The sequence below is a fragment of the Stakelama marina genome (genome assembly GCF_018122655.1).
Lineage (GTDB): Bacteria > Pseudomonadota > Alphaproteobacteria > Sphingomonadales > Sphingomonadaceae > Sphingomonas > Sphingomonas marina.
On the sequence record NZ_JAGRQC010000001.1, the window covers coordinates 1,040,233 to 1,059,872 of the forward strand.

Below are 19,640 nucleotides of genomic sequence, written 5' to 3' on the forward strand. Positions count from 1 at the left end.
TCCGCTACCTTCTATCCCAGCCGCGCCAGCGCTGCCTTCAACCGGTCGGCCTCGGCGGCCTTGTCCGCGTGGTCGGCGCGCGCCTTGTCGACCGCTTCGGGCTTCGCCTTTTCCACGAAGCTTGGATTGTCGAGCCGCTTGGAGAGGCTGTCGCGCTCCTTCTCGACCGCGGCGATCGCCTTGGACAGGCGGCCACGCTCGGCTTCCAGGTCGATAACCTCGGCAAGCGGCAGCATGTACGTCACGTCATCGACGACGAAGGTGGCGCACCCTTCTGCCTGGTGCGTTACGTCCGAACGGTCGAGCCGCTCGTGCGTCGCCATGTCCATGACCGTGCCGGAGCGGAGAAATTCGACCTGATCGATGCGGGCCAGCCGATTGAGATAGATGGCGTTCGCCTGGATACGCCCCTCCAGCTCACTGACCACCGGAACGTCGCCGCCCATCTCTGCACGCTCGGTATCGGCATCGAGCCACAGGTTCGTGCGCGCGCCCGGCGGTACGTTGAGTTCTGACCGCGTGCTGCGGATCTCGGTGATGAAGCGGATCAGCCACTGCATCTCTTTAACAGCCGCTGGATAGAGCGCGCGAGCATCGGCCATCGGCCATTTGGCAACGATCAGGTCGTATTCGCGCTCGCCAAGTGCGTGCCAGAGCTCTTCGGTGATGAACGGCATGAAGGGGTGCAGCATGACCAGAATCTGGTCGAGCACCCAGCCGGCAACGCTACGCGTCTCGTCGGCGTCGAGGCCGGCATGGCCCTGCAATATCGGCTTGATGAGTTCGAGATACCAATCGCAGAACCGGCTCCACACGAAGTGATAGATCGCGTTCGCCGCCTCGTCGAAGCGCAGGTCGGCAAAGGCGAGGTCGATCGCCTGCACCGTCTGGATCGTCTCGGCGATGATCCAGCGGTTGACCGCGAAATTGGCGTCGGGCGCCTCGACATGCTTGCTGCCGCCGATTCCGTTCGACTGGCAGAAACGCGCGGCGTTCCACAGCTTCGTCGCGAAGTTGCGATAGCCCTCGACGCGCTTTTCATCCATCTTGATGTCGCGGCCCTGGCTTTCCATCGCCGCCATGAAGAAGCGCAGCGCATCGGCGCCGAACCGGTCGATCAGGCCGAGCGGATCGACGGTGTTGCCCTTCGATTTCGACATCTTCGCGCCGTCGGCGGCGCGCACCAGCCCATGCAGATAGAGCTTCCTGAACGGCACGTCGTTCAGGAAGTGCATCCCCTGCATCATCATCCGCGCGTCCCAGAAGAACAGGATATCGAAGCCAGAGATCAGCACGTCGTTGGGATAGCGTCCCGCCGCCTTCACATCGGCATCGGGCCAGCCCATCGTCGCAAACGGCCACAGCGCTGACGAGAACCAGGTGTCGAGCACGTCCTCGTCCTGGCGCAGCGCAACACCCTCGCCCGCCTTCGCCTGCGCCGCCTCGGCGCTTTCGGCGACAAAGATGCTGCCGTCCTCGGCATACCACGCCGGGATGCGGTGCCCCCACCAGAGCTGGCGGCTGATGCACCAGGGCTGGATATTCTCCATCCAGTTGAAGAAGGTCTTTTCCCAGCTCTTGGGCACGATCTCGATCCGGTCCGACCGCACCGCCTCGATCGCCGGCTTGGCGAGCGTTTCGGCATCGACATACCATTGGTCGGTCAGCCACGGTTCGATCACTGCGCCCGAACGGTCGCCGAACGGCGTCTGGATGACGCGGTCCTCGACACGCTCGAGCAGCCCTTCGGCCTCGATCGCCGCGACCACCGCCTTGCGCGCCTCGGCTACGTCGAGCCCGAGATACTGATCGGGGATCAGTCCGTCGGCGGTCTGCACGACCGTTGCCTTGGCGCTCAGCATGTTGAGCATCGCGGCGGGCTTCACGCCGGCGCGTTTGCCCACCTCGAAATCGTTGAAGTCGTGTCCCGGCGTGATCTTCACCGCGCCCGAGCCCAGTTCGGGATCGGCGTGTTCGTCGGCAACGATCGGGATTTCGCGCCCGGTGATCGGCAGGCGTACCTTCTTGCCGACCAGTGCCTTGTAGCGCTCGTCCTCAGGGTGCACCGCGACCGCCATGTCGGCGAGCATCGTTTCGGGCCGAGTCGTTGCGACATGGATGAAGCCGCCACCGTCAGCGAGCGGATATTTGAAGTGCCAGAACTTGCCCTGCACTTCCTTCGTCTCGACCTCGAGATCGCTGATCGCGGTGCCGAGGCCGGGGTCCCAGTTCACCAGCCGCTTGTCGCGGTAGATCAGCCCCTCGTCATGCAGGTCGACGAACACTTTGAGGACGGCCTTCGAAAAGCCCTCGTCCATCGTGAAGCGTTCGTTCGCCCAATCCATCGAACAGCCGAGCCGGCGCAACTGCTGGGTAATCTGGCCGCCGCTTTCGGCCTTCCATTCCCAGACCTTGCCGACGAAATCCTCACGGGTGAAATCGGTGCGCTTCTGCTGCTTTTCGTTGAGCTGGCGCTCGACCACCATCTGCGTGGCGATGCCGGCATGGTCGGTGCCGACCACCCATCGCGCGTCCTTGCCCTGCAACCGCGCATGGCGGACGAGGATGTCCTGCAGCGTGTTGTCGAGCGCATGGCCGATATGCAGGCTGCCGGTAACGTTGGGCGGCGGGTTGACGATCGTCCACGGTTCCGCGCCGTCACGTTCGGGCCGGAACGCGCCGGTGTCCTCCCAATGCCGATACCAGCGGTTTTCGATGTCGGCGGGGTCGAAGGTCTTGGGCAGTTCGCTCATGCCTGCAGCACTTAACGGACATGCGCGACGGTGCAAGCGTCTCGGTCAGCCAATCCGCGTATATCGTCGAGAATCGCCACCGTGTGGGCGATCCGCCGCCTGAAGTTCAGGCGTCTCGTTCGGTGATTCGTGAAATTTCGCGCGCGACCATACGCTCGACAATGCCGGGCAGATTGGCGTCGAGCCATTCGCGCAGCATCGGACGCAGCATTTCGCGCACCAGTCCTTCGAGCGTATCCGAACCCGGCTGGTCGGGCTTCACGATCATGCGCGACAGCGCTTCGAGAGGGCCACGACTGGCCTCTGCCGTCTGACGCGACAGCAGGGTGTCGCGCGACACCGCCTCGCGCTCGCCGGCATCGCCCTGATCCGAAGGTTCCGCGTCGTCGAGCATCGACTTGCGTGCTGCCTGACGGTCGGGGTCTGCGATCGCATCGGCCACCGCCTCGCGCAGTTCGAGCACTGCTTCGGCAGGATCGCGCGCAGCTTCGGGCTGCTCGTCGCGGCCGGACGCATTTTCCTTTGGTTCGGGCGCAGCCTTGCGCGAGGAGCGCTTCTGCGCGCCCTCACCCTCTTCTGCGATAATCCGCTTGATGGAAGAAAGAATGTCTTCCATCGACGTATCGCTGCTGATGTCCCCCATAGCCAAATCCTCGGGATAGCTGGCGTTAACCCGTTTTCCCTGCGGGATCAGGGGCTATGCTGTCAACGACAAAGGCGATTACTGACCGTTGGGCGGATTGGTCGTCTGTCCGGGCATCGTCGCCGGATCGATCGCGAGATCGCCCTGCAACTGCCCGTTGACGTCTGAGGTCTGCGGCGCGGTCTGGTCGGTATCGGTCGCCACCGGCTTGGGTGTCGGATCCGAATCCCAATCCCAGATCTTGCCGCGCACACGCTGGTAGTTGATCGTCGGATCATATAGCGAGCTGCTGTCGAGCTGCAGGTCCTGTGCCTCTGCTTTCCCCATTGCGGCAAGCAGCGCGAAGCCGGCGACATAGGCGTTGCGCTGCGCCGTGACCAGATTGACCTGCGAATTGAGCAATTCCTGCTCGGCATTGAGGATGTCGAGAATGGTCCGCGTGCCCACGCTGTTTTCGGCGCGAACACCCTCCAGCGACAGGCGGTTGGCGCGCACCGCCACCTGTGACGAATCGATCAGGTCCTGCGCGGCCTTCCAAGAGGCATAGGCCGATCGTGTGTCGGCGATGACGCCGCGCTGGACCTCGGTCACGCGTTCGATTGCTGAGCTTTCCTGCGCCTGCGCCTTGCGGACCTGCGCTGCCGGACGGCCGCCCTGAAAGAGCGGCAGCGACAGTTGCAACCCCGCCGTCGCGGAGGTCGAGGTCTGGTCGGCCACGGTGCCGGCGCCGGGGATCGACCCCAGAGAGCCGAGATAATTGTTGTAATTGGCGCCGACGACGACGTTCAGCTTGGGCTTCGTACCGGCACGCGCCGTGCTGACATCGAACGCGCTCGCGCGGCGCGCCTGTTTCGCCGCTTCGAGTGAGGGATTTTCGTTGAGCGCAACCGACACCGCCTGTTGCGGACTGTTCGGAAGTGTCGGCAGCGGCGGTGGCGGCTGCAGGTCCTGCGGCGCATCGCCGACCACCTGGACATAGGTCTCGCGGCTGGAAATCAGTTGCGCCTGCGCATTGCGAAGCTGGCCGCGCGCCTGTGCGAGCCGCGCTTCGGATTGGGCGACATCGGTCCGCGTCAGGTCGCCGACCTGAAACCGGTCCTGCGTCGCCTGCAGGTTGACGTCGAGGACGTGGACATTCTGCTGATTGAGCTGGACGATCGCCTGATCGCGGATGACATCCATATATGCCGCGACCACCCGCGTGAACAGATTGGCCTCTGTCCCGCGCAAGCTGGCGCGACCGGCAAGAACGCGCGTTTCGGCCGCGCGTACCGAATTCTTGACCGCGCCGCCCTGATAGATCGGCACACTCAGTTGCGGACGAGCGGTCAGAACGCGCGCCGGGGCCAGATAGCTGTCCTGCGCGCTCACCACATTTTCATTATACGCGCCCGTAACATCCGCCGAGGGCAGACCCGACGCACGCGCGATCGGGACATTTTCGTCGGTCGCGCGGAGGTCTGCGCGCGCACCGGTGATCGTCGGGTTGGTCTGATATGCCTTGAGAAGGGCCTCGCGCAGCGTATCGGCGCTCGCGGGAGCCGTGGTCAGCGCAAAAAGGCTAGCGCCCAGGATCCAGCGATGCGTTCGTTTCATCTCGTCTCGCGCCTCAGAACTTGAATTTCTCGGGTTTGGAAAAGCCCGGCAGCACCGCACATTCCGCATCGGCGAAATCGAACAGGCCGAACCCGCCCTCGGTCTTGGTGCCCGCTGCCAGTCGTGTCACGCCGCGATCGACCAGGCCAGTGGTCACCCGCGCACCCGGCTTCGCCTGGCTGACGATCGTACCGGGCAGTTCCTGAACGGCGCCGTCGACGATAATCGCGTCATAGGGCGCGCCCTTGCTCCAGCCCGCATTGAGCGGTCCTTCGACAAGGTCGACATTGGTCGTGCCGGAAAGCGACTCGCGCGCCGCCGAAAGCAGTGCCGGATCTTCCTCCAGCGCGACCACCGACTTGACCAGCAGCGAAAGCACTGCCGCGGTATATCCGCCCGCGGCGCCGATCAGCAGAACATGATCGCCCTTGCCCAGTTGCGCTTCGTTTAGCAGTCGCCCCGTCGCCATCGGCAGATTCTGGTACCGCCCGGCGCCGATCGGCAGCAACGTGTCGCGATATGCGATATCGCGAACGCCCTCGGGCAGATACCGTTCGCGCGGCACAACCGCCATCGCCTCGACCACCCGACGGTCGCTGACGGCAGTGGTCCGCAGCTGACTGGCGACCATCGCGCGGCGCATCGCTTCGAAACGGGAGAGATCGGCCTGGTTATTCATATCGACTTTCCTGTTCGCACAACTGTGTTAGCCATGCAATACACATTTTGGGTTTGCAGTTTGTATCGCGGACCGAAGCACAGGCCAAGCGTTCGCGATGCCCTTTTTCGGGATAAACGGTTTCTCTGCCGCCACGAACCGCGCCGACATGGCGGTTCGGTGCAATACCCGGCCCCCGCGGCTGGCTATTCTGTCGCAGCAATCGAAAGCGGCAGGGCCGATGCTCACCTCTCCGCCACCCTTCACGGTCGAACAGACCACCGACGATGCAACCTCGCTGTCGCAGGACGCGGGTTTCGATCTCGCGCAGGAGATTCTGTTGCTGCTCGCACAGAGCTGGCCCGGCGGCCGATCGCTCGACCCCGACGGGTTGCATCTTCCATCCGGCGACGCAGCGGATCGCCTTTTCCTCGTGACGATTCAGACACTCAGCGACCACGGCCTGTTGATGATCGACGCGCTTCTGCTGGGCGTCCACCAGCGTCCCTTCGTACTCGAAGCATCGATCACGCCGCGCGGGCGCGATCTTCTGGCGCTTCTGGGCGCAAATGGTTGACCGCTTCGCGATCAGCCACTGCCCCGGTCCTGCAATCGTCCTTTTTCCTGCAATTACCATCGACGAAGCACTTCAATGGTTGACAGGCGCGACGCACCCGCGCAAATCGCGCGGCTCCGGCCCGATGGCGGAGTGGTGACGCAGCGGACTGCAAATCCGTGTACGCCGGTTCGATTCCGGCTCGGGCCTCCATCCCTTCTTTAGAAGGCGCGCATTGCCGCGGATTTCGCGCGGTGACAGCCATCGCACCGCCCCTCCCCTTCGCGGCGCTCCATCCGACCGTTCGTCAGACTATCGTCAGCATCTTTCACTAGCGATAGGCTGATACCGAAGGGACGTCATTCCATGCGGGTGCTGGTAGTCGAAGACAATGAACGGTTGGCCAGGCTGACCTGTGAGGGACTGAGGAATGCCGGTTTCGCGGCGGACCCGGCAGGCGATCTCGAAGCGGCTGACGAGGCGCTGGCAGCGGCGAATTTCGATGCGCTGATCCTCGATCTCGGCCTGCCCGACGGCGATGGGCTGAAATGGCTGCGCGACCGCCGACAGTCACGGTCCATCCCCCCCGCCCTCGTCCTGACTGCCCGCGGTGCGCTGGAGGACCGCGTGGCCGGACTGGACGCCGGTGCCGACGACTATCTGGTCAAGCCCTTCGAACTGGCGGAAGTGGCTGCACGGCTTCGGGCGCTGCTGCGGCGCCCTGGAGCGCGCGGCGATGTCGAACTGGTGATCGGCCCGATCCGTTTCGACACCAACCGGCGCGAGGCGGTGGCGCATGGCGAGCGACTGGAGCTTGCGCGGCGCGAGGCCGATCTACTCGAACTGCTGATGCGCAAGGCCGGATCGGTCGTTCGTCGCCAGACGATCGAGGACGCGCTGTATTCGTTCGACGCATCGGTTACACCCAATGCGGTAGAGGCGACCGTATCGCGACTGCGGCGCAAGCTGGAACAGGCAGATTGCGGCGACATGCTGCATACGGTTCGCGGCGTCGGCTATCTGCTGGAGGAACGGACGTGAGCGGAGTTCATACGTCGCTTGAACGCAGGCTCATCTCAGGCCTTGCGCTGGTCGGCGCCATCGGGGCGCTGTGCCTCCTGCTGTTCATCGGCATCGAATATGGGCTGACCTTCTCGGTGCTGTTCGACCCGGCCGAGCTCCCGGTCGTCACGCACGAACTCACCGAGCACGTCCTCATCCCGATCCTCGTGCTGATTCTCCCTATGACGCTGGCCGGACGCTGGGTCGTGCGGTCGTCGCTGCGTCCGCTCGAGCATCAGGCGCGCGAGATCGACGAGGCGTCGGAGAACGAACGCGGATTTCGCGTGGATGCGACCAGCCTGCCGCGCGAGGTCGTGCCCTTTGCCGACGCGGTGAATGCCCTGCTGGAGCGCATCGACTTGGCCTCGCGCGAACAGGAAGCGTTCGCCGCGGATGTCGCGCACGAATTGCGCACGCCGTTGAGCGTGCTCGCACTCGAAATCGAACGCCTCGACCACCCCGCCTCGGAGCGACTGAAGGAAGATGTCGCCCGAATGCGCCGCCTGATCGAGCAGTTGATGATCCTCGCCCAGCTCGACATCGACACGCCGCAGGTGGCGGACGAACGCGTGCTGCTCCGCGATGTCGCCGAAGATGTCGCCAGCCTGATGGCGCCGGTCGCGATCAGGCAGCGACGCAAAATCGCGGTCGAATCGGAGGGCGGCGACTATGTGGTCGGGCGACGCGAAGCGATCGCGGCAGCGGTACGCAATCTCGTCGACAATGCCCTGCGCGTCACGCCGGAAGGCGGCACGGTCACCATCGTCATCGGGCCGGGGCGGCGCATTTCGGTTCGCGACGAAGGACCGGGTCTAGCGCCCGAAAAGCTCGATCAGTTGCGTCACCGGTACAAGCGCGCCGACCATGCCAGCAACAGCGGCGCCGGGCTGGGGCTGGCAATCGTGTCCCGCATTGCCGCAGCGCACGGCGCCAGCTTCACGACGATCCCCGCGGAAAAATCGCTCCGGCTGCAATTCGCTTAGCTCGTCAGGCTATGGTCAGCTTCAGCCCATAGCACCTTCTTCATGCGGTGTTCATTCCGACCTTTTCTGGGATTGTCCCTGGTGCTGGCGCTTGCCGGCTGCGGCGGCGACACCGAAGCGCCGACGCAGAACCAGACGGCGGCTGCGCCGGCCGGGGTAATCGCGGTTTCCCCGGCGCAGGAAAAGAAGCTCGGCCTTGAATGGGCTGTGGCCGAAAAGGCCGACAAGGCGCCGATCGCCAGCCTGCCCGCCACCATCGCCCCACCGCCAAATGCGCGCGTTGCGGTCACGGCAACCTATCCCGGGATCATCCGCCGTATCTTTGTTGCCGAAGGCGATCCCGTGCGGGCGGGGCAGTTGCTCGCAACCGTCGCGAGCACGGATATCCTTTCGCACAGTTCGGACCTCACCCGGGCCGAGGCACGGCTGCGTGTAGCAAGAGCATCGGCTTCACGACTGGCGCAACTCAGCCGCGAGGGCGTGATCGCCGGCGCGCGAGCGGATGAAGCGCAGGCCCAGCTTCGTCAGGCACAGGCTGACGTCACCGAACAACGCCGCCTGCTGGCGATGAGTGGCGCCTCCGGGCGCGACGGCACCTACCGGCTGACCGCGCCGATCGGAGGACGCGTTTCGAAGGTCGCCGCCGAAACGGGCGACCGCGTCGATCCGATGCAGGCGCCCTTCATCGTCGATTCGGCGAGCCGCTACGAAGTTCGCGCCCAGCTTCCCGAGCGGCTGATCGGCAGCGTCCGGCCCGGAATGACGGTGCAGGTGGCCGATGGCGTCGGCGGACAGGTTACCTCGGTCGGCAACACGATCGACCCGGAAACGCGTTCGGCGCTGCTAAAGGCCCGCGTTCCGGCGGCTCCGGGTATTGTCAGCGGCGGCGCTACCAATGTGGCGCTTTATGGTCCCGCGCCGGAAAATGCGGTCACGATTCCCGACGCGGCGGTGACCAATCTCGACGGCAAGGATATCGTCTTTGTCGAGGCCAAGGGCGGCGTGCGCGCGCAAGATGTCAGCAAGGGCAACACGATCGACGGCCGCACGCTGATCCTGTCCGGACTCAAACCGGGCGAAAAGGTCATCGCACGCGGAACCAGCGAACTGAAGTCGCTGGCCCTGGCGCAATAGGACGATGCTGAAACCCCTTGTCGCCTGGGCGCTTTCCTATCGCATACTGATCCTTGCGCTTGCCCTTGCGGTGGCGGGGCTTGGAGCATGGGCGTTCAGCAAGCTGCCGATCGACGCCTATCCCGACATTTCGACGACGCAGGTGAAGATCATCCTGAAGGCGCCGGGCATGACGCCCGAAGAGGTCGAAACGCGCGTCATCACGCCGATCGAAATGGAAATGCTCGGCATTCCCGATCAGTCGATCCTGCGCTCGACCGCGAAATACGCGATCGCCGACATCACCATCGACTTCAAGGACAGCACCGATATCTATTGGGCGCGCCAGCAGGTCGCCGAGAGGCTGGCCGGGGTGATGGGCGATCTTCCGGCCTCGGTGCAAGGCGGACTGGCGCCGATCTCCACGCCGCTTTCGGAACTGTTCATGTTCACCATCGAAGGGCCGCAGACGCTTCAGGAAAAGCGCACGCTCCTCGACTGGACGATCCGGCCCGCGCTGCGCACGGTGCCGGGTGTCGCCGATGTCAATTCGCTCGGCGGCTATGTCCGCACTTTCGAGGTTCGCCCCGACGCCGAAGCGATGGCGGCCGCCGGGATCAGCATCGCAGAACTTCGCGATGCGATCGAAAGCGGAAACCGCAACGACGGATCGGGTCGTCTCCAGACGGGCGAAGAGGCGCTGATCGTGCGCGCGGTCGGCGCGATCAAGACGCTGGACGACCTGCGCGCGGTGGTCTTGCGTTCCTCACCCGGCGGGATACTCCGTGTCGGTGATGTCGCGCAGGTCGCGACGGGCAGCCTGACGCGCTACGGCGCGGTGACGGAAAAGGGAAAGCACGAAACGGTCGAGGGGCTGGTCATCGCGCTGCGCGGCGCCGATGCCCGGGCAGTCGTCAGCGGAGTAAAGGCCCGGCTTGCCGAAATCGAGCGCACCCTGCCCGCCGGAACGCATCTGAACGTCTTCTACGATCGTTCCGACCTTGTCGAAAAGGCCGTCGGCACGGTCGAGGAAGCGCTGCTCGAAGCCACCGTCCTGGTCGTGATCCTGCTGATCCTTTTCCTCGGCGATTGGCGCGCCGCCGCGATCGTCGCGGTAACCCTGCCGATGGCGGCGCTCATCACCTTCCTGTTCATGCGGGGGATGGGATTGTCGGCCAATCTGATGAGCCTTGGCGGGCTGGCCATCGCGATCGGAATGCTGGTCGACGGTGCCGTCGTCGTGGTCGAAAACATCGTCGAGCGGCTGAACCATGCCGAACACAGCGACACGCCACGCCTGCACCATGTCTTCAAGGCGACCGCCGAAGTAATCGTGCCGGTGACGGCGGGCATCATCATCATCGCGCTGGTATTCCTGCCGCTCCTGTCGCTGCAGGGGCTGGAGGGCAAGCTGTTCGCACCGGTTGCGCTGACCATCGTGTTCGCGCTTGCCGGTTCGCTGCTGCTGGCGCTCACGCTGGTTCCGGTACTGTCGTCTTTCGGCCTGCGCGCGCACAGCGGCCGGGAACCGTGGATCATGCGGCAGATCGCGCCGCGCTACGAACGGCTGCTGAACGGCGCCTTTGCGCGCAAGTCGCTCGTTTACGGCCTTGCGGGGGTGGGTCTCGCGCTTGCCGTGCTTGCCTATGGTTCGGTGGGCAAGACCTTCATGCCGACGATGAACGAGGGCACCATCGTCATGCAGCTTACCAAGCTGCCGTCGATCGGGCTGCAGCATTCGATCCAAGGCGACATGGCGGCGCAGCGCGCGGTGATGAAGGCGGTTCCCGAAATCTCGAACATCATCAGCCGGACCGGCTCCGACGAACTCGGGCTCGATCCGATGGGGCTCAACGAAACCGACACCTTCGTCGTCCTGAAGCCGCGATCCGAATGGACCGGCACAATCGACGACATCGTCGCGCGCATGCGTGAGGCGATGAAGGATCTGCCGGGCATCGAGCCAAGCTTCACCCAGCCAATCGACATGCGCGTGTCGGAAATGCTCACCGGATCGCGCGGTGACCTGGCCGTGAAGATCTTCGGCCCCGACCTCGACACGCTGTCCGATCTTGCCGGACGCATTCAAAAGACCCTGTCGGGCATTCGCGGTGCGTCGGAAGTCATGACCATGGCGAACGATCAGGTCGATTACATGCGCATCGACATCGACCGGGCGGCGGCAGGCCGTGTCGGGATGCCGGTCGATCAACTTCAGGACGCGCTGCGCGCCCAGGTCGAAGGACTGCATGCCGGCGTCGTCGCCGAAGGGCAAAAGCGGGTTCCCATCGTCATTCGCGGCGACAAGGCGATCCGCGACAATCCCGCGCGCTTCACCGACCTTCAGCTTCATACGCCGGCGGGAATGACGGCGCGCGCCAGCGACCTGGCCCACATCACCCGCACCGAGGGGCCGGTGAAGCTCGATCACGAGAACGGCTCGCGCTACGCGCTCGTCCAGGCGTTTGTGAGCGGGCGCGATCTTGTCGGCTATGTCGACGAAGCAAAGGCCGCCGTTGCGCAGCAGGTTCCGCTGCCACCCGGATACCGCCTCGTCTGGGGCGGGCAGTTCGAGAATCAGCAGCGCGCATCTGCGCGGCTGATGCTGGTGGTTCCGATTGCGCTGCTGCTCATCTTCTTCGTTCTGCTGGCAACGCTGCGATCGCTGCGCGCATCGACGCTGATCCTGCTCAACATTCCCTTCGCGATGGTCGGCGGCATCGTGTCGCTCTGGCTGTCAGGCGAGTATCTGTCGGTTCCGGCTTCGGTCGGCTTCATCGCGCTGCTCGGCATCGCGGTGCTCAACGGCCTCGTCCTCGTTTCCTATTTCCGCCAGCTCCGGAGCGAAGGGCATTCGATGGCGGAAACGGTGCGGATCGGCGCCGAACGGCGGCTGCGCCCGGTGCTGATGACGGCCACGATCACGGCGTTCGGGCTCGTGCCGCTGCTGTTCGCGACCGGCCCCGGCTCCGAAATCCAGCGCCCGCTGGCGGTGGTGGTGATCGGCGGCCTCGTCACGTCGACACTGCTCACGCTCATCCTTCTGCCGATCCTGTTCGAACGCTTCGGCGAAGGCCGCAGCGAGAAGGAAGCGTTCGATGGCTGAACTGCGCGTCACCCTGTATGCCGCCGCCTCGGACGAAGCCGCGCTGATCGCGGCGCTTCGCGAGACCGTCGAAGCCGCGATCCATGTTCGCAAGGAAATGGTCCATGGACGCGACTTCAGCGACGCCAGCACCAGTGAGCGGGTGACCGGAACGCTCGACCGGATAGCGATGGAATTTCTCTGCGCCGCCGAACAGCTGGACGCGATCGTCGCAGCGATTGACGACAGCCGGCGCAGCTATCCGGTGCGCTGGCTCGCGACCGATCTCCATGCCAGCGGGAGGCTGCCATGAAATCCGCGCTGTTGCTCGTTACCTCCTTCTTCGCGCTGGCGACTACCGCCGTGGCGCAGGAACGTCCCGATCTGCCGCCCGCCCCGGTCGTCGCGCGTGTGCTCGATACGCACCCGATGGTCGAAGCAGCCGCGGCCGATGTGTCGGCCGCGCGCGCCGATGCGCGGATGCTCAGGAAGGGGCCGCACGAAGTCACCGTCAGCGGAAGCTATATCCGCCGTTCGGTCGATCGCGAGGGCGGGTTCGACGAATTCGACGGGACGGTCGCTCGCGCGTTCCGCCTGCCCGGCAAGGCGCGGCTCGACCGAAAGGCTGGTGCGCTGGGTATCGAGGAAGCCGACAACAACCGCGAGGATGCACGGCACCAGACATCGCTGATGCTGATGAATGCGTGGCACGACTGGCTGCTCGCCGGCGCGCTGCTGCGCAACGACCGTGCAGCGGTCGCCAATTATGAGCGGCTGCTCGCTGCCGTCGAACGCAGGGTTGAATTGCGAGACGCGGCCCGGCTTGATGCGGAGCAGGCACGCTCCGAACTGGCGCTGGCGAAGACGCGGCTGGCGAACAGCGCCGCCGACATGCGCGCTGCCCGCGCGAAACTGCATGCGACCTTTCCCGATCTGCCGCTTCCAGAGGACCCCCCTGCCCCGGCAACGCCCGAACTACCCGATACCGCGCTTGGGCGATTGCGCGACCTGGTCATCGAGCGCTCGCATGAAATTCGCGCCGCCGAGTTTCGCGCGGATCGCTACGACGTGCTCGGGCGGCGCGCCCGGCGCGACCGGGTTGCCGATCCGTCGGTCGGTGTCCGCTTGTTCAGCGAACGCAGCGGTGCAGAACGCGGCGCCGGCATGGTCTTTTCGATGCCGTTGGGCGGCGGTTATCGCAGCGCGGCCGCCGACAAGGCGGAAGCCGAGGCATCTCGCGCGCGCCTTGAACTAACCAATACGCGCCGAGAGGTTATCGCCACCGCAGACGCCGATCTGAGCAACGCGACAGACCGTTTCGCCGCGTGGCAGGCAAGCGCTGCCGCGGTTGAAGGCGCCGACAGCGCAGCCGACCTGTCGGAGCGCGGGTACAAGGGCGGCGTCACCGACCTCTCCGATCTGCTCTACGTCGATCGCCAGGCACTGGCTGCACGGCGCGAAGAAATAACCGCACGCGTGGCTGCCCTCAGGGCAATCATGAAGCTGCGCGTCGATTCGCATGACATGTGGGCGCCCGACGAAGGCTAAGCATGTCTGCGCTTAAGGATTTCGCCTGCGGCCGGAGTTTCGGCGTCGAAGGCACGCCCTTTTTACGGATCAGTTGAGTGCGCCGATAAGGCCTTGATCGACCGTTCTTGAAATTCCGGCAATCGCCGATGCGCTCACCACGTCGCTGCGGAACCCGTCATAGCCCGAAATGTCGAGCTGAAGGTCGGCTTCCTGTCGGATGTTGGCGTTGTTCGCCGTGTTGATGAGGATGTTCTGCAAGCCGCCGTCGGTCTTGTGCGCAAGCGCGGTCTGCCCATCATTTGCGAGATACACAGACTGGTCGCCGACCTTCATCGTGATACTGCCGGTGTTGAGAAGCCCGGCCTGCAACTGCTCAGCGGTCGCCTTAGACAGCACCGCCGAGACCCATTCGGTGCGCTCGGGCGGGCCATCCTGCCAGTTTATCGTGGTCAACAGAGCGAGTTCGCCGTCGAGATAGGTGCGGAACTCGGCACCGAGCGAAATGTCCATTCCGTCGACGGTGAATCCGCCGCGCTGCTCGGACAGCAGTTCGTCGTCGAGCGTCTGAAGCTGTTCGAGATCGAGTTCGCCATCGGCGCGGGGGGCGGTCGCATTTCCCAGCGCCATCAAAGCAAGGAGCGAAAGCGCTGCTGCCCGGATTACGGGCGTCCTACCAACGGCGCGCATGACATCCTCCTTAATTTACCGTGCCTACCCGCACGTCGAGCAGGAGCAGAGGTGTGATCTGGTATTGCGGTGGCAGATAGGTCGTCAGGTCGGCAATCGCCGTCGTAGTCCCCGCCTCCGCATCGAGTGGTGCACGCGCCCACGGGTTCCAGTCGCTCGGCAGGTTGTAGACCGGCCGATCCTTATAGGGGCCGGCGAGGATCGCCAGAACGACGCCGTTCCAATAGCGCGCGAATTGCTTGCTGTCATATTTGGTCAGACCCAGCATGGGGTCGCCGGTCAGCACCTGCCCGTCGGCCATTCCCTTGACGACCGCGAAATGCTTGTAGCCGTGCAGGTCTAGCAGCACGATCACCGGTCGCTTGAGCTGCGAAAGCTGATCCATGGTCAGCTTGAACCCTTCGACGCGATAACCGATCGACTGCAGATAGGCGCGCATGTCGAAGAGCGAGAAACCCTTTTTGCGGATCATTTCGCGGTCGCCGACCTTCCACATCGCAGCGAAGCTCTCGCGCTCGGTCGTCGGGCGGTCATAGCCATAGGTCAGAAGCGTCGCGACCGCTGCCGAGCCGCAGCTGAAATCATATTGCTGGCGCACGACAGTCCGGAACGGGATCGCCCACCAGCTCATCACATGGACGGTCGAGGGCGCGCCGGTTTCGGGGCCAAGGCGAACCTGAGCGTGTGCAGGTGCCGCCGCCAGCATGGCGGAGCTGATCGCCAGAACAGTCGATTTTCTCCACCCCATCTTTCGTCACCTAGTCGGTAATGTTGACGGTGAGGATCATCGCGGTCTGCAGGTTGTTCTGCGCGCCGGTATTGATCGTGAAGTTGCCGATGCCGGAAAAGTTGGACAGGGCGTTGTCGGCAAAGTTCACATCGCCCGCGCTATAGTCGCCCAACACATTGCCCGAGACGATCGCATTCAGCGTCTGCTGGTTGATGACGATCGACGTTCCACCGTCGCCGGTGCCGCGTGTCGTCCGCAATTCGTCCTCTGGGATAAGGATTGGAAGCGGTCGCTCCGCCTGGACCTGGTTTCGCTCGGGATCGGAGGGCGTCGTTTGCGCGATCGCGGCTCCAGCGTTGAAGGCGGCTGCGACAATCGCAGCGGCCGAAATGCTTTTGACGAACATTTTCCCCTCCTGTTGAACCGGACGTGGAGAGTGGGCCGGGACGCTTGGGGGTGTTGTCCCGGCCCCTCCCGCGGGAGTGTCGATCAGTCGCCGCTGGTGGATCCGGCCGAGTCAGTTCCGCTTACGCCGAAGTTGATCGTGCCGCGCGCGGCGATGTTCGTGGCGGCTTGCGTGTTCGCATTGATGCCCGAATTCCAGGCGGCATTGGAAATGCCCGCGAACGCCGCGAAGGCATTATCGTTCACCGATTGCGAACCACTGTTATAGCCCACACTCGCACGCCTATCGTCAGCGCCGTCCATATCCACCACTTCATCGAGGTGATGGTTGATGTTCATCGCCTTCAGCTCCTGATAGGCGACGACCGGCGAGTTCGACCACGAGTTGTTGTTCGCCTGATAGGACATCGACGTGCTGTAGCTGTCGGCCGCATTGTCGACCGCAAAAACGTCGAGCAGATCGTTCACGATCAGGTTGTGGTCGGAACCGTTGTTGAAGGTCCCGCCGACACCACCGCCCGTCGTCTGGGCGAAGGAAGGCGCGGCGATCAGGAGTCCGGCGGTGCTTGCGCAGGCCAGGATTAGGGTTTTGGTACGCATGAGTTCTTCTCCTCTTCATGGGCGCCAAGGCCTCGATCGAAGCTGCGGCGCTATCTCCCCCTGGTTGGTGAGGGCGAGGAGAACGGTACGCTAATGGCCCCGCCGCGCTGTGCCATTGGGCATGTTCGACGGTCCGTATCTGTCCGGGTTTGTATTTGCCTTTTGGCAAGCGCGGACGAGTCGTTCGGCGATTTCCTACAATCGCGCTACCGAACGGCCGCGATGCCGGCACCCTAGCGTCGGCGGCCTAGATCACGACACGCGTGTCTTGCCGAAGGGATATATCAATTCGCGATAGGTCGCTTCGGGGGAGCCGTATGAATCGCCGGCCGCCCTTTCGAGGCCCGCCCGGTTTCGAATAGCAACACGGCCGCGCGTGCAATGTAGAATATGCTCACCTTCAAGAAGGTGCAGACAGTCGGTTACCGTCGCACGGCGGACGTTCAGCACGTCGCCGAGATCGGCATGCGTGACCGATAGCTCGTCGCCTTCAATCCGGTCGTGCAGCATCAGCAGGCGGCGCGCGAGACGCGCTTCGACCTGATCGCGACGTTCGGACAATATCGTCCGCGCCATCTGTTCCTTCAGATAGAGCGTGTAACGCAGCAACAGATTGCGAAGCTCGTCATCCTGTTCGGCAAGTGCCTTTACGACATCGGATTTCGCGACGAGCGCCGAGCCTCCGCTGATCTGAACCACCGTCCGGTGAGGAGAAAGTCGGGCGCCCAGCAGAGCGGAAACGCCGATCATGCCCTCGCGCCCGGCCATCGCGACTTCGAAGCCGGAGTTTTTGCGATCCACCACGCACAGCGAAACAACGGCATTTTCGGGAAAATATATGTTCTGGCTCGATTGTCCGGCCTCGCTCAGCACATCGCCGGATGAAACTTCGATGCGCCGCACATGCGGTTTCAACAGCGCCGCGCCATGCGAGGAAAGCGCTCGCAGAAGTAAGTTAGGTGTTTCCAGACAATCGCGATTTTCAATCGGTTCGACAACGGCGCTCAACATCAACCTCTCGATTCATAGAACTACGCTAGCAGCTTCGTTGCAAAGTCCCGATCGGATGCATTGCAGTACGCGCGCGTACGTAACCCCCAGAAATTGAAACCGAAATTCTACGCGGACCGTTGCTCGACGTGCAAATATTTCAGGAGAGGCGCGATGACGGACGACACGATGCTTGCCGACGCTTTCGAAGCGAGAGAGAAGCGACGAGAGGAACGGCGCGGTTTCTTCAAGGCATTAGGCGTCGCGGCTGCGGTTGGCGGGACCACGGTGGCGGGCCTTCGTGCCACACCGGCGTCAGCGCAATCCGCCCCTAGTGACGGTGATGTTCTGAACTTTGCCCTCAATCTCGAATATCTTGAAGCTCAGTTCTACTATCACGCCGCATTCGGGCAGGCGCTGCCCGACAATCTGCTGACCGGCGCGGGTACGCAGGGAACCGTCAATGGCGGCCGAATGGTGAATTTCTCCGATGACGCAGTCCGCAAATATGCCCGTGAAATCGCGCGCGACGAAATGCACCATGTCGAGTTCCTCCGCTCCGCGATTGGCGGTACCGCGGTTGCGCAGCCCGACCTCGATATCAGCAGCGACCCGAACGGCGCCTTCTCATCCGCGGCACGCGCGGCGGGCCTGATAGGGGCAGGACAGTCGTTCGATCCCTATGCCAATGACGAGAACTTCCTTCTCGGCGCGTTCATATTCGAGGATGTCGGCGTCACCGCCTACAAGGGTGCCTCGCCCCTTATTTCGGACAAGACGTTCCTCGAAGCGGCTGCCGGAATTCTGGCCGTGGAGGGGTACCATGCCGCCATCGTTCGCAGCACCCTGTACGCGAAGGGCATCAACGCGCCTTCGCTCGTTCAGGCCACGCAGAAGATATCGGATGCGCGCGACAGCCTCGACGGCCCGTCGGATGACGACCAGGGTATCGCGCCGATGCAGATCGACGGGCAGACGGCAAGCAACATCGCGCCTCTGAACGAAGACAGCATCGCCTATAGCCGGTCGACGGGACAGGTTCTGAACATCGTCTATCTGAACAATATGGCGGTCGATCAGGGCGGCTTTTTCCCCAGCGGCGTGAACGGCGCCATCACCACCAGCGCCGCCAGCTAAATCACTGCGCCGAGATCAGGGAGAACAGCCATGAAACAAGACGATATCATCGAAATCCTCGACGCATGCGATCAGCGTCGTGAGGCTCGCCGCTCATTTCTGCGCCTGGCAGGTAGCGCCGGTGCAGCGGTCGCAGGCGCAAGTGTCCTCGCGGCGTGCGACAGCAACAATGGCTATCCGCCTGTCAAGGCACCGCCGCCCCCGCCTCCCCCGCCGCCGCCACCGGCGGGCGTTACCGACGAGGATGTGCTCAACTTCGCCCTCAATCTCGAATATCTCGAAGCGCAATTCTACGCCTATGCCGCAACCGGCACCGGTCTTCCGAACTCCATGCTTGGCGGAACGGGTACGCAGGGCGCTGTTTCCGGTGGCAAGAAGGTCAACTTCACCGATCCAGTCGTTGCCCAATATGCCCGCGAAATTGCTCGGGACGAGCAGAACCACGTGGCCTTTCTTCGCGGTGCGCTGGGGTCGGCGGCGGTGGCGCAGCCTGCCCTCGACATCAGCGCCGATGCCAACGGCGCATTTTCGGCGGCAGCTCGCGCGGCTGGCCTAATCGGCGATGGGCAGTCATTCGATCCCTATGCCAGTGACGAGAATTTCCTACTCGGCGCTTTCATTTTCGAAGATGTCGGCGTCACCGCCTACAAGGGCGCGTCCCCGCTGATCACCAACAGCACATTTCTGGAAGCAGCAGCGGGAATCCTAGCCGCAGAGGCCTATCATGCCGGTCTGGTTCGCACGACGCTGTATAGAAAGGGTCTGCAAGCGCCGAGCCTCATCCAGGCGACCGAAGATATCTCCGACGCGCGCGACAGCCTCGACGGTCGAGACGATGACGACCAGGGCATTGCCGAGCGCGATAACGCTGCCAACCTGGTCCCGGCGGACGATAGCGGGCTCGCCTACAGTCGCACGACCGGACAGGTACTGAATATCGTCTATCTATCGGCTGCCCAGAGCACCAAGGGCGGATTCTTCCCCGACGGCGTAAACGGGACGATCATGGAGAGCGACGCCAACGGCGCCGCTGCCTGACCCCGCCCATCTCCAGATCCTCCGCGGAACGGCCCGTGTCTCAGACGACGCGGGCCGTTTCTCATTTTCGCAAC

18 protein-coding genes and 1 tRNA gene are annotated in these 19,640 nt (G+C 63.8%); 10 read left to right on the top strand and 9 right to left on the bottom strand.

The window, feature by feature from the left end; all coding sequences use genetic code 11:
- Positions 1-11: 11 nt before the first annotated feature.
- The 4 genes from J7S20_RS04900 to J7S20_RS04915 all read right to left on the bottom strand — a co-directional run bounded on the left by J7S20_RS04900 (position 12) and on the right by J7S20_RS04915 (position 5,671).
- Positions 12-2,753, bottom strand: a complete 2,742-nt coding sequence (locus J7S20_RS04900; protein WP_284053099.1) for a valine--tRNA ligase — start codon at positions 2,751-2,753, stop codon at positions 12-14.
- A gap of 106 nt (positions 2,754-2,859) precedes the next feature.
- Positions 2,860-3,396 (bottom strand): DUF2497 domain-containing protein, encoded by a 537-nt coding sequence (locus J7S20_RS04905; RefSeq protein ID WP_284053100.1) that lies wholly within the window; start codon positions 3,394-3,396, stop codon positions 2,860-2,862.
- Between the two features lie 78 nt (positions 3,397-3,474).
- Positions 3,475-4,992 (bottom strand): TolC family outer membrane protein, encoded by a 1,518-nt coding sequence (locus J7S20_RS04910; protein ID WP_284053101.1) that lies wholly within the window; start codon positions 4,990-4,992, stop codon positions 3,475-3,477.
- Positions 4,993-5,005: 13 nt separating this feature from the next.
- Entirely contained in the window at positions 5,006-5,671 is a 666-nt protein-coding gene (locus tag J7S20_RS04915; RefSeq protein WP_284053102.1) for a protein-L-isoaspartate O-methyltransferase family protein, read from the bottom strand.
- A gap of 220 nt (positions 5,672-5,891) precedes the next feature.
- On the opposite strand from J7S20_RS04915, the gene J7S20_RS04920 reads away from it, so the two are divergent.
- From J7S20_RS04920 to J7S20_RS04955, 8 genes are all read left to right on the top strand, one after another.
- Positions 5,892-6,227 (top strand): hypothetical protein, encoded by a 336-nt coding sequence (locus J7S20_RS04920; protein ID WP_284053103.1) that lies wholly within the window; start codon positions 5,892-5,894, stop codon positions 6,225-6,227.
- A 118-nt stretch (positions 6,228-6,345) separates the two neighbouring features.
- Positions 6,346-6,419: transfer RNA gene (locus tag J7S20_RS04925), tRNA-Cys, on the top strand.
- A 153-nt stretch (positions 6,420-6,572) separates the two neighbouring features.
- Positions 6,573-7,247 carry a winged helix-turn-helix domain-containing protein gene (locus tag J7S20_RS04930; protein ID WP_284053104.1) on the top strand — a complete coding sequence of 225 codons (675 nt, stop codon included), beginning with the start codon at positions 6,573-6,575 and terminating at the stop codon, positions 7,245-7,247.
- The gene (locus tag J7S20_RS04935; protein ID WP_284053105.1) at positions 7,244-8,251 is read left to right on the top strand and encodes a sensor histidine kinase; all 1,008 of its coding nucleotides are present in this window, start codon (positions 7,244-7,246) and stop codon (positions 8,249-8,251) included. Before J7S20_RS04930 ends, J7S20_RS04935 begins: the two co-directional genes overlap by 4 nt.
- Positions 8,252-8,332: 81 nt before the next feature.
- Positions 8,333-9,385: an efflux RND transporter periplasmic adaptor subunit gene (locus tag J7S20_RS04940; protein ID WP_284053106.1), complete on the top strand. Its 1,053-nt coding sequence runs from the start codon at positions 8,333-8,335 to the stop codon at positions 9,383-9,385.
- A 4-nt stretch (positions 9,386-9,389) separates the two neighbouring features.
- Positions 9,390-12,470: an efflux RND transporter permease subunit gene (locus J7S20_RS04945; RefSeq protein WP_284053107.1), complete on the top strand. Its 3,081-nt coding sequence runs from the start codon at positions 9,390-9,392 to the stop codon at positions 12,468-12,470.
- Positions 12,463-12,762 (top strand): DUF3240 family protein, encoded by a 300-nt coding sequence (locus J7S20_RS04950; protein WP_284053108.1) that lies wholly within the window; start codon positions 12,463-12,465, stop codon positions 12,760-12,762. Before J7S20_RS04945 ends, J7S20_RS04950 begins: the two co-directional genes overlap by 8 nt.
- Entirely contained in the window at positions 12,759-13,997 is a 1,239-nt protein-coding gene (locus J7S20_RS04955; protein ID WP_284053109.1) for a TolC family protein, read from the top strand. Before J7S20_RS04950 ends, J7S20_RS04955 begins: the two co-directional genes overlap by 4 nt.
- 69 nt (positions 13,998-14,066) lie before the next feature.
- Here the strand turns inward: J7S20_RS04955 and J7S20_RS04960 are convergent, their stop codons facing one another.
- The 5 genes from J7S20_RS04960 to J7S20_RS04980 all read right to left on the bottom strand — a co-directional run bounded on the left by J7S20_RS04960 (position 14,067) and on the right by J7S20_RS04980 (position 17,304).
- A complete protein-coding gene (locus J7S20_RS04960) occupies positions 14,067-14,606 on the bottom strand; it encodes a hypothetical protein (RefSeq protein WP_284053110.1) in 540 nt (179 codons plus the stop codon).
- 70 nt (positions 14,607-14,676) lie between these two features.
- Entirely contained in the window at positions 14,677-15,414 is a 738-nt protein-coding gene (locus tag J7S20_RS04965) for a C39 family peptidase (RefSeq protein WP_284053111.1), read from the bottom strand.
- 10 nt (positions 15,415-15,424) lie between these two features.
- Positions 15,425-15,802 carry a hypothetical protein gene (locus tag J7S20_RS04970; protein ID WP_284053112.1) on the bottom strand — a complete coding sequence of 126 codons (378 nt, stop codon included), beginning with the start codon at positions 15,800-15,802 and terminating at the stop codon, positions 15,425-15,427.
- Between the two features lie 83 nt (positions 15,803-15,885).
- The gene (locus J7S20_RS04975) at positions 15,886-16,401 is read right to left on the bottom strand and encodes a hypothetical protein (RefSeq protein ID WP_284053113.1); all 516 of its coding nucleotides are present in this window, start codon (positions 16,399-16,401) and stop codon (positions 15,886-15,888) included.
- Positions 16,402-16,653: 252 nt separating this feature from the next.
- Complete coding sequence (locus tag J7S20_RS04980; protein ID WP_284053114.1) at positions 16,654-17,304, bottom strand: Crp/Fnr family transcriptional regulator; 651 nt, start codon at positions 17,302-17,304, stop codon at positions 16,654-16,656.
- A 261-nt stretch (positions 17,305-17,565) separates the two neighbouring features.
- Between J7S20_RS04980 and J7S20_RS04985 the strand changes: the two genes are divergently transcribed.
- Positions 17,566-18,528, top strand: a complete 963-nt coding sequence (locus J7S20_RS04985) for a ferritin-like domain-containing protein (RefSeq protein WP_284053115.1) — start codon at positions 17,566-17,568, stop codon at positions 18,526-18,528.
- Positions 18,529-18,558: 30 nt separating this feature from the next.
- Positions 18,559-19,566 (top strand): ferritin-like domain-containing protein, encoded by a 1,008-nt coding sequence (locus J7S20_RS04990; RefSeq protein WP_284053116.1) that lies wholly within the window; start codon positions 18,559-18,561, stop codon positions 19,564-19,566.
- The last annotated feature ends 74 nt before the right edge of the window (positions 19,567-19,640 follow it).